Annotated in this window: 17 protein-coding genes; all 17 read left to right on the plus strand. The window is 65.6% G+C overall.

What is annotated here, in order from left to right:
- Nucleotides 1-14: 14 nt before the first annotated feature.
- The 17 genes from D6850_RS09075 to D6850_RS09155 all read left to right on the plus strand — a co-directional run bounded on the left by D6850_RS09075 (nucleotide 15) and on the right by D6850_RS09155 (nucleotide 14,875).
- Nucleotides 15-1,193: an NADH-quinone oxidoreductase subunit E gene (locus D6850_RS09075; protein WP_121166034.1), complete on the plus strand. Its 1,179-nt coding sequence runs from the start codon at nucleotides 15-17 to the stop codon at nucleotides 1,191-1,193.
- 47 nt (nucleotides 1,194-1,240) lie between these two features.
- Nucleotides 1,241-1,927 carry an NADH-quinone oxidoreductase subunit E gene (locus D6850_RS09080; RefSeq protein ID WP_121166036.1) on the plus strand — a complete coding sequence of 229 codons (687 nt, stop codon included), beginning with the start codon at nucleotides 1,241-1,243 and terminating at the stop codon, nucleotides 1,925-1,927.
- A 12-nt stretch (nucleotides 1,928-1,939) separates the two neighbouring features.
- Complete coding sequence (locus D6850_RS09085; protein ID WP_121166038.1) at nucleotides 1,940-2,164, plus strand: DUF5337 domain-containing protein; 225 nt, start codon at nucleotides 1,940-1,942, stop codon at nucleotides 2,162-2,164.
- A gap of 7 nt (nucleotides 2,165-2,171) precedes the next feature.
- The gene (nuoF, locus tag D6850_RS09090; RefSeq protein WP_121166040.1) at nucleotides 2,172-3,467 is read left to right on the plus strand and encodes an NADH-quinone oxidoreductase subunit NuoF; all 1,296 of its coding nucleotides are present in this window, start codon (nucleotides 2,172-2,174) and stop codon (nucleotides 3,465-3,467) included.
- 4 nt (nucleotides 3,468-3,471) lie between these two features.
- A complete protein-coding gene (locus tag D6850_RS09095) occupies nucleotides 3,472-3,888 on the plus strand; it encodes an MAPEG family protein (protein ID WP_121166043.1) in 417 nt (138 codons plus the stop codon).
- A gap of 10 nt (nucleotides 3,889-3,898) precedes the next feature.
- Nucleotides 3,899-4,237, plus strand: a complete 339-nt coding sequence (locus D6850_RS09100) for a hypothetical protein (protein ID WP_121166045.1) — start codon at nucleotides 3,899-3,901, stop codon at nucleotides 4,235-4,237.
- Between the two features lie 127 nt (nucleotides 4,238-4,364).
- Nucleotides 4,365-4,769, plus strand: coding sequence for a DUF5333 domain-containing protein (locus D6850_RS09105; protein ID WP_121166885.1), 405 nt, complete (start codon nucleotides 4,365-4,367; stop codon nucleotides 4,767-4,769).
- A 6-nt stretch (nucleotides 4,770-4,775) separates the two neighbouring features.
- Nucleotides 4,776-6,833 carry an NADH-quinone oxidoreductase subunit NuoG gene (nuoG, locus tag D6850_RS09110; protein ID WP_121166047.1) on the plus strand — a complete coding sequence of 686 codons (2,058 nt, stop codon included), beginning with the start codon at nucleotides 4,776-4,778 and terminating at the stop codon, nucleotides 6,831-6,833.
- 76 nt (nucleotides 6,834-6,909) lie between these two features.
- A complete protein-coding gene (locus tag D6850_RS09115) occupies nucleotides 6,910-7,296 on the plus strand; it encodes a hypothetical protein (protein WP_121166887.1) in 387 nt (128 codons plus the stop codon).
- A 7-nt stretch (nucleotides 7,297-7,303) separates the two neighbouring features.
- Entirely contained in the window at nucleotides 7,304-8,341 is a 1,038-nt protein-coding gene (gene nuoH / locus D6850_RS09120) for an NADH-quinone oxidoreductase subunit NuoH (RefSeq protein ID WP_121166049.1), read from the plus strand.
- 4 nt (nucleotides 8,342-8,345) lie between these two features.
- Nucleotides 8,346-9,116 (plus strand): class I SAM-dependent methyltransferase, encoded by a 771-nt coding sequence (locus D6850_RS09125; protein ID WP_121166051.1) that lies wholly within the window; start codon nucleotides 8,346-8,348, stop codon nucleotides 9,114-9,116.
- A gap of 3 nt (nucleotides 9,117-9,119) precedes the next feature.
- On the plus strand, nucleotides 9,120-9,614 hold the full coding sequence (gene nuoI / locus D6850_RS09130) for an NADH-quinone oxidoreductase subunit NuoI (protein ID WP_121166053.1): 495 nt from the start codon (nucleotides 9,120-9,122) through the stop codon (nucleotides 9,612-9,614).
- Nucleotides 9,611-10,021 carry a carboxymuconolactone decarboxylase family protein gene (locus D6850_RS09135; protein WP_121166055.1) on the plus strand — a complete coding sequence of 137 codons (411 nt, stop codon included), beginning with the start codon at nucleotides 9,611-9,613 and terminating at the stop codon, nucleotides 10,019-10,021. The genes nuoI and D6850_RS09135 overlap by 4 nt, the downstream gene beginning before the upstream one ends.
- Nucleotides 10,018-10,626, plus strand: coding sequence for an NADH-quinone oxidoreductase subunit J (locus D6850_RS09140; protein WP_121166056.1), 609 nt, complete (start codon nucleotides 10,018-10,020; stop codon nucleotides 10,624-10,626). The genes D6850_RS09135 and D6850_RS09140 overlap by 4 nt, the downstream gene beginning before the upstream one ends.
- Nucleotides 10,627-10,843: 217 nt before the next feature.
- Entirely contained in the window at nucleotides 10,844-11,149 is a 306-nt protein-coding gene (nuoK, locus tag D6850_RS09145; RefSeq protein ID WP_121166063.1) for an NADH-quinone oxidoreductase subunit NuoK, read from the plus strand.
- Nucleotides 11,150-11,153: 4 nt separating this feature from the next.
- On the plus strand, nucleotides 11,154-13,322 hold the full coding sequence (gene nuoL / locus D6850_RS09150; RefSeq protein WP_121166065.1) for an NADH-quinone oxidoreductase subunit L: 2,169 nt from the start codon (nucleotides 11,154-11,156) through the stop codon (nucleotides 13,320-13,322).
- Nucleotides 13,322-14,875: an NADH-quinone oxidoreductase subunit M gene (locus D6850_RS09155; RefSeq protein WP_121166067.1), complete on the plus strand. Its 1,554-nt coding sequence runs from the start codon at nucleotides 13,322-13,324 to the stop codon at nucleotides 14,873-14,875. Before nuoL ends, D6850_RS09155 begins: the two co-directional genes overlap by 1 nt.
- The last annotated feature ends 6 nt before the right edge of the window (nucleotides 14,876-14,881 follow it).

A 14,881-nucleotide genomic window follows, 5' to 3' on the forward strand; every position in this document is an offset into this window, starting at 1 on the left:
GAGCCGCTGTCTAGATGCTACGCCGTCTCTATCCCGATCAACCTGCCAGCTTCGCCTTCACGCCCGAGAACCAGGCCTGGGCCGAGGCGCAGATCACCAAGTTTCCCGAGGGCCGCCAGGCATCGGCGGTCATCCCGATCCTGTGGCGCGCGCACGAACAGGAGGGCTGGCTGACCCGCCCGGCGATCGAATACGTTGCCGACATGCTGGGCATGGCCCGTATCCGCGCGCTCGAGGTGGCGTCGTTCTACTTCATGTTCCAGCTTCAGCCGGTCGGCTCGGTCGCGCATATCCAGATTTGCGGCACGACGTCCTGCATGATCTGCGGCGCCGAGGATCTCATGGCCGTCTGCCAGGAAAAGATCGCGGTGAAACCGCATGAGCTGTCAAAGGACGGCAAGTTCAGCTGGGAAGAGGTCGAGTGCGTCGGCGCCTGCGCCAACGCGCCGGTGGTCCAGATCGGCAAGGACTACTACGAGGACCTGACCGCCGAACGCCTGCGCGAGATCCTCGATGAGTTGGCGGCGGGCAAGGTTCCGCTGCCGGGGCCGCAGAACGGACGCTACGCCGCCGAGCCGCTGAGCGGTCTGACCACGCTCGAGTCCTTCGACGACAACCGCGCGGCGCATAACGCCAGCGTGCAGCGCGCCGCGGATCTCAACGACACGATCCGCCGCATCGACGGAAGCGAACAGCCGCTGACGCAGCCGTGGCACGACAAGGGCGCGCGCCACGACCCCGCCGAGTCCACCGTCAAGGTGAACGAAACCCCGGTGCCGATCCTCGGCAAGCCGTCCAAGGCCGCGGCCAAGCCGGACGACAAGCCGGAAGAGACCGCGTCCGCGGCCAGCCCCGCGCCGAAACCCGCGCCCGAGGCCAAATCCGACAGCGGTGCGGCGGATGCGGGCGCGAAGCCCGAAACGCTCGACGCGCCACGCGGCGGGAAGGCGGATAACCTCAAGCTCATCAAGGGCGTGGGCCCCAAGCTCGAGGCGCTGCTGAACCGGCTCGGCTTTCACCATTTCGACCAGATCGCCGCCTGGAGCGACGCCGAAGTGCGCTGGGTCGACCAGAACTTAGAGGGGTTCAAGGGCCGGGTGAGCCGCGACGAATGGGTCAAGCAGGCCAAGACGCTGGCGAAGGGCGGGGAGACTGAGTTCGCCTCGCGGGTGAAAAAGGGTGACGTTTACTAGGGCTTCGGGCGGACGCAGCCCCGAGGACCAAAAGAGGAGCGACAACGATGAGCGACCTTGCCGCAACGTGCAGGAAGACCTGCTGGGGCTTTGCCCTGGCGGTGGGAATCGCGTTCGCGGTCCTGCTGTTCTGGGCGGGCGGCTACGGGTGGTTCTCTTCGCTCCTGACCGGGATCATCGTCTGTTTCGTCTGCGGGTTCCTGTTCACCTATCTGTTCTGCTCCGGCCCTGGCGTGAGCGGCGCGGAGACAGCCGCCACCCCGGCGGCGCCGCGCATCGACGAGCCGGCGGCGACCCCGGCGGCCGAAAGCCCCGCCGCGGCTGCGCCGGGGCGCGTGCCGCCGGGCACGGTGACGCCGGCCAAGACGCCCGAACCGCCCAAGGAGGCAGTTCCGCAGGACGCGCCCGGCGCCGCGGCGGAAACCGCATCCGACGTGGCGGAGACCGGGGCGCAGGACAAGCCGGAGACGCTCGAGGCGCCGCGCGACGGCAAGGGCGACAACCTCAAGCTCATCAAGGGCGTGGGGCCCAAGCTCGAGGCGCTGCTGAACCGGCTCGGCTTCTACCATTTCGACCAGATCGCCGCCTGGAGCGACCGGGAGGTCGCCTGGGTCGACGAGAACCTCGAGGGGTTCAGGGGCCGGGTGAGCCGCGACAACTGGGTCGCCCAGGCCAAGACCCTTGCGGATGGCGGCGAGACGGAATTCTCACGCCGCTCCAGGGGCGGAAAGTAAGGAACGTGCGCAATGCCCCAGGACAGCCGGGACAGCGAACACAGGCAGGGGCGGCGCGCCGCCCTGGTGATTGCCGGAACGGCGGTCTTCTGGGTGCTGGCCACGTTGATCGGAGGCGAGCTCGGGCTCGACAACCGGACGCTGGCGCTGTTCGACCTGATCGCGCTTGGCGGGTTCGTCTGGGCGCTGTGGATGATTTACAATATCTGGCGCGCGCGCCAGGACAACAAGGGGTAGTAGCGGGATGCTGAAAGACCAGGACCGTATCTTCACCAACCTTTACGGCATGCATGACCGGACCCTGAAGGGGGCGCAGGCGCGCGGCCATTGGGACGGCACCGCGAAAATGCTGCAGAACGGGCGCGACTGGATCATCGATCAGATGAAGGCCAGCGGGCTGCGCGGACGCGGCGGCGCGGGGTTCCCGACCGGGCTCAAGTGGTCGTTCATGCCCAAGGAAAGCGACGGGCGGCCCGCCTATCTCGTGGTGAACGCGGACGAATCCGAACCCGGCACCTGCAAGGACCGCGAGATCATGCGCCACGATCCGCACACGCTGATCGAGGGCTGCCTGATCGCGAGCTACGCCATGCGGGCGCACGCCTGCTACATCTACATCCGCGGCGAATACGTGCGTGAACGCGAGGCGCTCCAGTTCGCCATCGACGAGGCCTACGACGCCGGGCTGATCGGCCGGAACGCCTGCGGGTCGGGGTACGATTTCGACGTCTACCTCAGCCACGGCGCGGGCGCCTATATCTGCGGCGAAGAGACCGCCCTGCTCGAGAGCCTCGAGGGCAAGAAGGGGATGCCGCGCATGAAGCCGCCCTTCCCGGCGGGCGCGGGGCTTTACGGGTGCCCGACGACGGTGAACAACGTCGAATCCATCGCAGTCGCGCCCACCATCCTGCGGCGCGGGCCGGACTGGTTCGCAAGCTTCGGGCGGCCCAACAACACGGGCACGAAGCTGTTCGCGATCTCGGGTCACGTCAACAACCCCTGCGTCGTCGAAGAGGCGATGAGCATCGGTTTCGAGGAACTGATCGAGAAGCATTGCGGCGGCATCCGCGGCGGCTGGAAGAACCTCAAGGCGATCGTGCCCGGCGGCTCTTCGGTGCCGCTGCTGCCCGGCTCCATCGCGCGCGAGGCGATCATGGATTTCGACTGGCTGCGCGACCAGAAATCGGGCCTCGGCACGGCGGCGGTGATCGTGATGGACGAGTCCACCGACATCATCAAGGCGATCTGGCGCTTCGCGAAATTCTACAAGCACGAATCCTGCGGCCAGTGCACGCCCTGCCGCGAGGGGACGGGCTGGATGATGCGGGTCATGGAGCGGCTGGTGCGCGGCGACGCCGAGGTCGAGGAGATCGACATGCTGCTCAACGTCACCAAGCAGGTCGAGGGCCACACCATCTGCGCACTGGGCGACGCCGCCGCCTGGCCGATCCAAGGCCTTATCCGCCACTTCCGCGACGAGATCGAGGACCGCATCAAGCACAAGCGCACCGGCCGCGTCAGCGCCGTGGCGGCGGAGTAGCGGCATGGAGGCGTTCGCGGCATACGGTCATGCGATCGTGGCGATGGCGGGGCTGGCGTTCCTGACGCTGCTGCTCAGCCCGCTCACGGCGGTGAGGAAGACGGCCGCGGGCCTTGCGCCCGGGGCGCAGCCCGACGCCAGCTACGCTTCGCCCATCTATCGATTGCACCGCGCCCACGGGAACCTGACCGAAGCGACGGGCAGTTTCGCGCTGGTCACCGTCGCCGCGATCCTTGCGGGGGCCAGCCCGCTCTGGGTGAACTGGCTGGCGTCGCTCTACCTCGTCAGCCGCGTGGTGCTGGCGGTCGTGCATGTCGCCGGTCTGGGCCGCCCCGACATGAGCCTGCGGTCTGTCGTTTACGTATTTGGCTGGGTGATCAGCATGGTATTGGCGGTCATGGCGATCGTCGCGGCGTTTTGAGGAAAGCGAGATGACGTTGAAACACATCCTTGCCGGTCTTTTGGCCGCCGCGTTCGCGCTCTCCGCCTGCGCCAAGCCGGGCGAGCGGGTGCGCTTTGACGGCAACTACTACCCGGCGAAGGCCAAGAAGGCCGGCGACGCGCGCGAGAACTTCGTCGTCTCCGTGCGCCGCGTCGGTCAGGGGATCGAGGGCGCGCGCGCCGCCGCCGCGTATGAGGGCACGCGCTACTGCATCAAGAATTTCGGCGATTCCACCATCACCTGGCAACCCGGGGCGGACCCGGCGGACGGCGCGCTGCGGGTCGAGGGCGACGCATTGACCGTGCGGGGAAGCTGCGTGAAATGGTAAGGATTCCGCAGATATCCGCCGACTCGAACCGCTGTTATTGCATAACGGGCGCATGCGCACCCATCTGCAGGATCGATGAAACCGCAGTTCCTGCGGGCATCGAGACATGCAAGACAGGAGTGACACCATGCGCATGATGAAAACCGTCATCCTCGGGCTTACCCTCGCCGGCTTTGCCGCCGGCGGCGCGCAGGCCGGGCTGAAGGAGGAACGCGATATCACCGCCGGGCTTCTCGCCATCGCCGTCGCGGACAAGATCCGGCGCGAATGCGACGACATCTCCGGGCGGCTCTGGACCGCGCGTTCCTACCTGATGGGCCTGAAGAGGATCGCGCGCGACCGCGGCTACAGCGACGCCGAGATCGACGCCTTTGTCAACGACTCGGACAACAAGGCCGAGATGCGCGAGATGCGCAACGCCTATTACAAGTCCAAGGGCGCGAGCAACCTGGACCATGCGAGCCTGTGTGTGCTGGGCCGGGCGGAAATCGCCGCACACACGCGCGCCGGCTCATTCCTGAAAGCAAAGTGAAACGACATGACCGACCTCCGCAAGATCATCATCGACGAAACCGAGATCGAAGTCGACGGGGCGCTGACCCTGATCCAGGCCTGCGAGGAAGCGGGCGTGGAAATCCCGCGCTTCTGCTACCATGAGCGGCTGTCGATCGCCGGGAACTGCCGGATGTGTCTTGTGGAGGTCGTCGGCGGCCCGCCGAAGCCGGCGGCGAGCTGCGCCATGCAGGTGCGCGACCTGCGCCCCGGCCCCGAGGGGCAGCCGCCGCAGGTGAAGACCAACTCGCCCATGGTCAAGAAGGCCCGCGAGGGAGTGATGGAGTTCCTGCTCATCAACCACCCGCTCGACTGCCCGATCTGCGATCAGGGCGGCGAATGCGACCTTCAGGATCAGGCGATGGCCTACGGCGTGTCCTTCTCGCGCCTGCGCGAGCCCAAGCGCGCGGTGCAGGATATCGACCTCGGCCCGCTGGTCGAGACCCACATGACGCGCTGCATCCACTGCACGCGCTGCGTGCGTTTCATGACCGAGGTGGCCGGCGTCCCCGAGATGGGCGCGGTCGGCCGCGGCGAGGACATGCGCATCGTCACCTACGGCAACGAGATCGTGCAGACCGAGGACGACGAGATCAGCGCCGCCCTGCGTTCGAGCCTGAGCTCCAACATGCAGGGCTGCATCACCGATCTCTGCCCGGTCGGCGCGCTGGTGAGCAAACCCTACGCCTTCACCGCGCGCCCGTGGGAGCTGAGCAAGACCGAGAGCATCGACGTGATGGACGCGCTCGGCTCGAACATCCGCGTGGACACCAAGGGGCGCGAGGTCATGCGCTTCCTGCCGCGCAACCATGACGGTGTGAACGAGGAATGGATTTCCGACAAGACGCGCTTTGTCTGGGACGGGCTGCGCCGCCAGCGGCTCGACCGGCCCTATATCCGTGAAAACGGCAAGCTGCGCCCCGCCGACTGGCCCGAGGCGCTCAATGCCGCGGCCGCCGCCATGAAGGGCAAGACGGTGGCCGGGCTGGTCGGCGACCTGGCCCCGGTGGAGGCCGCCTTCGCGTTGAAACAGCTGATCGAGGGGCAGGGCGGGCGCGTCGAATGCCGCACCGACGGCGCGAAGCTGCCAGCGGGCAACCGCTCGGCCTATGTCGGTGGCGCGTCGATCGAGGAGATCGACACCGCGAAGACCATCCTGATCGTCGGCTCCGACCCGAGCGTTGAGGCGCCGGTGCTCAACGCGCGCATCCGCAAGGCCTGGCTCGCCGGGGCGCGCGTCGGCGTGATCGGCCCGAAGGTCGAACTGACCTACGATTACCACCATTTTGGCGCGGGGCGCGATGCGCTGACCGACCTGGTCGGCAAGGTCGAGGCCAAGGACGACACGATCGTGATCGTCGGGCAGGGCGCCTTGCTCGACGCCGACGGCGAGGCGGTGCTGAGCCAGGTGATGAAATACACCGAAGGCGCGGGCGCGAAGCTGCTGGTGCTGCACACCGCCGCGGGCCGGGTCGGCGCGATGGACGCCGGCTGCGTGACCGAGGGCGGCGTGGAGGTTGCGCTCGACGGGGCGGAGGTGGTCTATAACCTCGGCGCGGACGAGATCGAGATCACCGATGGACCCTTCGTCATCTACCAGGGCAGCCACGGCGACCGCGGCGCGCATCGCGCCGACGTGATCCTGCCCGGCGCCGCCTACACCGAGGAGAACGGGATCTTCGTCAACACCGAGGGGCGCCCGCAGCTTGCGTTGCGCGCCAGCTTCCCGCCGGGCGAGGCCAAGGAGAACTGGGCGATTCTGCGCGCGCTCTCGGGCGAGTTGGGCAGCGTGTTGCCCTATGACAGCCTGCCGCAACTGCGCCGCGCGCTGAACGAGGCCGCGCCGCATCTCGGGCGGATCGACGAGGTGGCGGAAATCGAGTGGCGGGCGCTTCCCGTCTCGACGCCCGGAAACGGGGATTTCCGCCTTGCGATCAGGGACTTCTACCTCAGCAACCCGATCGCGCGGGCCAGCGCCCTGATGGCCGAACTGAGCGCGAGGGCCAAGGCGCGGCGCGAACAGCAGCCTGTCGCGGCCGAGTGAGGGGCGGCGGGGTGTCGTCCGGGTCGGGCCTGCGCCGCGCCAGGGCGCCTTTGATGTGCGAAGGACCATGAAGGGCATGATCGCAGCGACGTTCCTCTCTCTGGCCTGCACCCTTTCGGCGTGCGAGCAGACCGGCGAGGCGGAGGCGCCGTTCACCCCCGACTACCGCGGCATCGAGACGCATCTGCTGGATGGCGACCTGGTCAATTTCCACGTGGTCATGTCCGGCGCGCGCACGACCGACGACGTGGACCGCTACGCCGCCTGCGCGGCGGCGCAATACGCGCTGATCCGGGGCTACGGCTTCGCCCGGCACGTGCGCACGAATATCACCGAAGAGGGTGGCATATCGCGCGGGGATGCGGTTTATACGATCTCACCGACGCTTCCGCGCGGCCTCAGGACGATCGACGCCGAGGTCGTGGCCGCGGATTGCGCCGAAAACGGAATACCGATGGTGTGAGGACCTGATGGCTGACTTCTTTGCAACCCCGTTCGGAACGCTGGTGATCATCGTGGCGCAATGCCTCGCCATGCTCGGGTTCGTCATGATCTCGCTCTTGTTCCTGGTCTATGGCGACCGCAAGATCTGGGCGGCGGTGCAGCTGCGGCGCGGGCCGAACGTGGTCGGGGTGTTCGGCATCCTGCAATCGGTGGCGGACGCGCTGAAATACGTGCTCAAGGAGGTGGTGATCCCCGCCGGCGCCGACCGGGCGGTGTTCATCCTCGCGCCGATGACGAGCTTCGTGCTCGCCGTGATCGCCTGGGCGGTGATCCCGATGTCGGACGGCTGGGTGATTTCGGACCTCAACATCGCGATCCTCTACGTCTTCGCGGTTTCCTCGCTCGAGGTTTACGGCGTGATCATGGGCGGCTGGGCGTCCAACTCCAAGTATCCGTTCCTCGGCTCGCTGCGCTCCGCGGCGCAGATGATATCTTACGAAGTCAGCATCGGCCTGATCATCATCGGCGTCGTCATCTCGACCGGCAGCCTGAACTTCGGGGCGATCGTCACCGCGCAGGACACGCCCTACGGCTTCTTCGGCTGGTACTGGCTGCCGCATCTGCCGATGCTGTTCCTGTTCTTCATCTCCGCGCTGGCCGAAACCAACCGCCCGCCCTTCGATCTGCCCGAGGCGGAGTCCGAACTGGTCGCGGGTTACCAGGTCGAATACTCCTCCACGCCTTTCCTGCTCTTCATGGCGGGCGAATACATCGCGATCTTCCTGATGTGCGCGCTCACCTCGCTGCTGTTCTTCGGCGGCTGGCTGTCGCCCATTCCGGGGCTGCCGGACGGCGTGCTGTGGATGATCGCGAAGATGACGTTCTTCTTCTTCATGTTCGCGATGGTCAAGGCGATCACGCCGCGCTACCGCTACGACCAGTTGATGCGCATCGGCTGGAAGGTGTTCCTGCCGCTTTCGCTGGCCTGGGTGGTGATCATCTCGTTCCTTGCGAAATTCGAGGTGCTGGGCGCATTCTGGGCGCGCTACACGATGGGGGGCTGATCCGTTGGGGATCGACTATGTCCTTTTCGACCGGCTCGTCGAGCTGTCCACCCGGTTCCGGCCGGAGGGGCGCAGCCTCATGCTCGGGCGGCAGGGATTCGGCATCAAGGGCAAGCACCGCAAGCTCTACGAGGAGACGCTGCAACGCTACGGCGTCGAAGGGCGCCGGTTCGATTTCCTCCAGGAGGACGGCTTTGCCGAGACCCTGTTCGCCAGGCTCGGCCTTGGCGAGATCGAAACGATGGATTTCTCGGACTACGAGGGCGCGACGGTGCTGCACGACCTCAACGCGCTGCCCGACCCGGCGCTCGAGGGGCAGTTCGGTTTCATCTTCGACGGCGGCACGATCGAACACGTCTTCAACGTGCCCAACGCGCTTGAGGGGATGCTGCGTCTGCTGCGCCCCGGCGGGCGGCTGGTGTCGGCCAACGGGCTGAACGGCTGGTATGGCCACGGCATGTACCAGTTCAACCCCGAACTGGTCTGGACCTTCTGGAAGCGGGCGTGCAACTGCAACGTCATCGACTGCCGCGCCGTCCCCGAAGAGCCGGGCGATTCGTTCGGGCAGGTCGAATTCGCCGATCCCGCGCTCGCCGGGGTGCGGCTGAAGCTGAAGAACAAGATCGGACCCGGGCGCACCTACCTCTATTACGAGGTCGAAAAGACCGAAGACTCGCATCTGCCGGACTTTGCGCTGCAAAGCGACTACGAGACCCGGTGGAATGGTCACGCAAATGCAGGTAAGACGCACCTGGAGACGGATGCAAGGAGCTGAGTGATGGCCGGTATCGATTATGGACGCGCGACCTGGTATTTCCTGCTGGGCGACTACTACAAGGCGATCGTGCTGGGCGTTAAGTATTTCTTCGCGCCCAAGGCGACGGTAAACTACCCGCATGAGAAAGGGCCGCTCAGCCCGCGCTTTCGCGGCGAACACGTGCTGCGCCGCTATCCCAACGGCGAGGAGCGCTGCATCGCCTGCAAGCTGTGCGAGGCGATCTGCCCCGCCCAGGCGATCACCATCGACGCAGAGCCGCGCGACGACGGATCGCGCCGCACGACGCGCTACGACATCGACATGACGAAATGCATCTATTGCGGTTTCTGCCAGGAGGCCTGTCCTGTCGACGCCATCGTCGAGGGGCCGAATTTCGAATTCGCCACCGAAACCCGCGAGGAACTCTTCTACGACAAGGCCAAGCTCCTGGCCAACGGCGACCGCTGGGAAGCCGAGATCGCCCGCAACCTCGAACTGGACGCGCCCTACCGATGAGCGACCCCGCCAACCCCTTCGAGGCGATGATGCGCCAGGCGCAGGAGATGGCGAAGGCGTTTCCGGCGATGGACGCGTTCACCCCGAAGGCGTTCGAACAGATGATGGGCACCATGCCGCGCGACGTGATGGACTTCTGGTTCGGCGACGCGGTGAACAAGGGCGGGCTGGATGCGCGGACGCGGATGCTCTTGACAGTTGCGGGCCTGACGATGCAGGGCGCTCAGAACGACATCGCGTTCCGCCAGGCCGTGCGGCACGCGGTCGAGGCGGGGGCCACGAAACAGCATATCGTCGAAACCATCGGCCAGATGTCGATGTTCGCCGGCCTGCCCGCGATGACCCGCGCGCTGGACTTGGCGCAGCAGGTGCTCGACAAGAAGGACGAGGAAGGGAAAGACACATGACCGTCATGGCGATGGCCTTTTACCTGTTCGCGGTTTCGGCCGTGATCGGCGGACTTTTCACCGTGATCAGCCGCAATCCGGTCCATTCGGTGCTCTGGCTGATCCTGAGCTTCATCAGCGCCGCCGGCCTGTTCGTCCTGCTCGGGGCCGAATTCGTGGCGATGCTGCTGGTGATCGTCTATGTCGGCGCGGTCATGGTGCTGTTCCTGTTCGTCATCATGATGCTCGACGTCGATTTCGCCGAGTTGAAGGCGGAAATGGCGCGCTACATGCCGCTGGCGCTGCTGATCGGGGTGATCCTGCTGATGCAGTTCGGCATCGCCTTCGGCGCCTGGGGCGTCTCGGCGGGGGCCGAAGCCGCGCGCGAGGCGGTGACGCCCACGGACGTGCACAACACGGCGGCGCTCGGGCTGCTGCTCTATGACCAGTATTTCCTGCTGTTCCAGCTGGCGGGCCTGATCCTGCTGGTGGCGATGATCGGGGCCATCGTGCTGACCGTGCGCCATCGCCAGAACATCAAGCGGCAGGACATCCTGACGCAGATGTATCGCGACCCGAAGAAGGCGATGGAGCTGCGCGACGTGAAGCCGGGGCAGGGGCTGTGAGCCGGGCGGCCGGGATCGCATTGGCCCGGTGCGGGGGCTGAGGAGAGACGAGGACGAAAGAGAGGACGAAGCCATGTCGAGAAACGTGATCGTCGTGCTGGTGGTGGTGCTCATCATCCTGCTTGGCGGCTACTCGATCCTCTGAAGATCAGGCCCCGGACCCGCTCCGGGGCGCGACGAAAATAGACGGACGGGCAAGAGACCCGGAGGGACAGACATGATCGGAATTGAACATTACCTGACGGTGGCGGCGGTGCTTTTCGTCATCGGCATCTTCGGGCTCTTCCTGAACCGCAAGAACGTGATCATCCTGTTGATGTCGATCGAGCTGATGCTGCTGGCGGTCAACATCAACCTGGTCGCCTTCTCGTCCTTCGCCGGCGACCTGGTCGGGCAGGTGTTCACCCTGTTCATCCTCACGGTCGCCGCCGCCGAGGCCGCCATCGGGCTGGCCATCCTCGTCTGTTTCTTCCGCAACCGCGGCTCGATCGCGGTCGAAGACGTCAACGTGATGAAGGGCTGAGATCATGGAAAAGATCATCCTCTTCGCCCCTCTCGTGGGCGCTCTCATCGCCGGCTTCGGCTGGCGCGTGATCGGCGACGCGGCGGCGCAGTGGCTCACCACGGGGCTGTTGTTCCTCGCCTGCCTGCTCAGCTGGGTCATCTTCCTCGGCCATGACGGGACGATGTACCAGATCCACATCCTGGACTGGGTGCAGTCGGGGCTGCTGGACGCCTCCTGGTCGATCCGCATCGACCGGCTGACGGCGATCATGCTGATCGTGGTCACGACCGTTTCGGCGCTCGTGCATCTCTACTCGGTCGGCTACATGGCCCATGACGAGAATTTCCGCGAAGACGAGAGCTACCGCCCGCGCTTCTTCGCCTACCTGTCGCTCTTCACCTTCGCGATGCTGATGCTGGTGACGGCGGACAACATCCTGCAACTGTTCTTCGGCTGGGAAGGGGTGGGGCTCGCCTCTTACCTCCTGATCGGCTTCTACTATCGCAAGCCGTCGGCGAACGCCGCCGCGATCAAGGCCTTCGTGGTCAACAGGGTCGGGGACTTCGCCTTTCTGCTGGGCATCTTCGCGCTGTTCTTCCTGACCGAGTCGCTGACGTTCGACAACATCTTCGCCGCCGCGCCCGACATCGCGCAGACCAACCTCGCCTTCCTGTGGAGCGAATGGAACGCGGCGAACCTGATCGCCTTCCTGCTGTTCGTCGGCGCGATGGGCAAATCGGCGCAATTGTTCCTGCACACCTGGTTGCCCGACGCGATGGAGGGCCCGACGCCGGTGTCGGCGCTGATCCACGCCGCGACGATGGTGACCGCGGGCGTCTTTCTCGTCTGCCGGATGTCGCCGCTGATGGAATACGCCCCCGAGGCGATGATGTTCGTGACCTTCATCGGCGCCAGCACCGCCTTTGTCGGGGCGAGCATCGGCCTCGTGCAGAACGACATCAAGCGCGTCATCGCCTACTCGACGATGAGCCAGCTCGGCTACATGTTCGTGGCCGCCGGCGTCGGCGTCTACTCGGTGGCGATGTTCCACCTGTTCACCCATGCCTTCTTCAAGGCGATGCTGTTTCTCGGGGCGGGCTCCGTCATCACGGGCATGCATCACGAACAGGACATGCGGAACTATGGCGGCCTGCGCAAAAAGATGCCCTATACCTTCTGGGCGATGATGATCGGCACGCTGGCGATCACCGGCGTCGGCATTCCGCTCACCCATATCGGGTTCGCCGGCTTCCTGTCCAAGGACGCCGTGATCGAAAGCGCCTGGGCCGGCACGCAGGGCGGCTACGCCTTCTGGATGCTGGTCATCGCGGCGCTCTTCACCAGCTTCTACAGTTGGCGGCTGATGTTCATGACCTTCTACGGCGCCCCGCGCGGGGACAAGCACACGCATGACAACGCGCATGAAAGCCCGATGGTCATGCTGGCGCCGCTGGGCGTGCTGGCGCTCGGCTCGGTCCTGGCGGGCATGGTCTGGTATGGCAGCTTCTTCGGCAAGCACGACCAGGTGAACGCCTTTTTCGGCATCCCGGCGCACCACGTCGAGGCCGAGGCCGAGACCGGACACGCTGACGCCGGCGAGGAGGAAGGCGTCGTCGCCGCGGTGGAGGACGTCACCGAGGGCGATGCCGACGCCGCCGCCGACGCGGTGACCGAAGACCCCGGCGAGGCGACCACGACCGCCACAGCGGACGCCGGCGATCACGGCGCGGGCGCGGCGCCGGTGGGCGCGATATACATGTCGCCCGACAACCACGTGATGGATGACGCGCACCATGCGCCCGCATGGGTCAAGGTGAGCCCGTTCATCGCCATGGTGCTCGGCTTTGTCACGGCGCTCTGGTTCTACGTCTGGAGTCCGTCGATGCCCCGCAAGACCGCCGAGAGCCAGCGACCGCTCTACCTCTTCCTGCTCAACAAGTGGTATTTCGATGAAGTCTACGACCTTGTCTTCGTGCGCGGCGGCAACGCGCTTGGCCGCGTGCTGTGGAAACGCGGGGACGGCAGCGTGATCGACGGGACGATAAACGGGGTCGCGCTCGGGATCGTGCCGTTCTTCACCCGTCTCGCGGGGCGGGCGCAATCGGGCTATCTCTTCACCTACGCGTTCGCGATGGTGATCGGGATCGTGGTCCTCGTGACATGGATGACCTTCGCCGGAGGGGCAAACTGATGGATAACGTGCTGTCGATCACGACGTTCCTGCCGCTTATCGCGGCGGCGATACTGGCGATTTTCCTGCGGGGCGAGGACGAGGCGGCGCAGCGCAACGCCAAGTGGGTGGCGCTGGTGGCGACCACCGTGACCTTCCTGGTGTCGCTGTTCATCCTGTTCGATTTCGACCCCTCGAACACCGACTTCCAGTTCGTCGAGGAACACCAGTGGCTGCTGGGCCTGAAATACAAGATGGGCGTCGACGGGATCAGCGTGCTCTTCGTGCTGCTGACCACCTTCATCATGCCGCTGACCATCGCCGCGTCCTGGGGGATCAAGACCCGGGTCAAGGAATACATGATCGCCTTCCTGCTGCTGGAAACGCTGATGCTGGGCGTGTTCATGGCGCTCGACCTCGTTCTGTTCTACCTGTTCTTCGAGGGCCAGCTGATCCCGATGTTCCTGATCATCGGCATCTGGGGCGGCAAGGAACGCATCTATGCCGCGTTCAAGTTCTTCCTTTACACCTTCCTCGGCTCGGTGCTGATGCTGGTCGCGATGATGGCGATGTTCACCGATGCCGGCACCACCGACATTCCGACGCTCCTGACGCATGAATTCGCCTACGAGGACTTCAGCGTGCTCGGCGTCCATATCCTCGGTGGCGCGCAGACGTTGCTGTTCCTCGCCTTCTTCGCGAGCTTCGCGGTCAAGCTGCCGATGTGGCCGGTGCACACCTGGCTTCCGGACGCGCACGTGCAGGCGCCGACGGCGGGCTCGGTGGTGCTGGCGTCGATCCTGCTCAAGATGGGCGGCTACGGCTTCCTGCGCTTCAGCCTTCCGATGTTCCCGGTGGCGGCGGACATTCTGGCGCCGATGATGCTGTGGCTGGGCGCGATCGCGATCGTCTACACCTCGCTGGTGGCGCTGGCGCAGACCAACTGGAAGAAGCTGATCGCTTATTCTTCGGTCGCGCATATGGGCTATGTGACGATGGGCACCTTCTCGGCGACGCAGCAGGGGGTCGACGGCGCGATCTTCCAGATGATGAGCCACGGCTTCATCTCCGGCGCGCTGTTCATGATCATCGGCGTGGTCTATGACCGGATCCACACGCTGGACATCGACGCTTACGGCGGCCTAGTGAACCGGATGCCGTCCTATGCGCTGATCTTCATGTTCTTCACCATGGCCAACGTGGGCCTGCCCGGCACCAGCGGATTCGTCGGCGAATTCCTCACGCTGGTCGGCGCGTTCCAGGTCAACACCTGGGTGGCCCTCTTCGCCACCAGCGGCGTTATCCTGTCGGCGGCCTACGCGCTCTGGCTCTATCGCCGGATCGTGTTCGGCGACCTGATCAAGGAAAGCCTCAAGTCGATCACCGGCCTCACCGGGCGCGAGCGGGCGATCTTTGCGCCGCTGGTGGCGATGACGCTGCTGCTCGGCGTCTACCCGAGCCTCGTGACCGACATCATCGGCCCCTCGACCGAGGCGCTGATTTCCAACTACGACACCGCACTGGCCGAGGCGCAGACCGGCGCCGCCAACCAGACCGCGGACATATCGCATTGAGGGACG

It is taken from the genome of Roseovarius spongiae (assembly GCF_003651245.1).
GTDB lineage: Bacteria > Pseudomonadota > Alphaproteobacteria > Rhodobacterales > Rhodobacteraceae > Roseovarius > Roseovarius spongiae.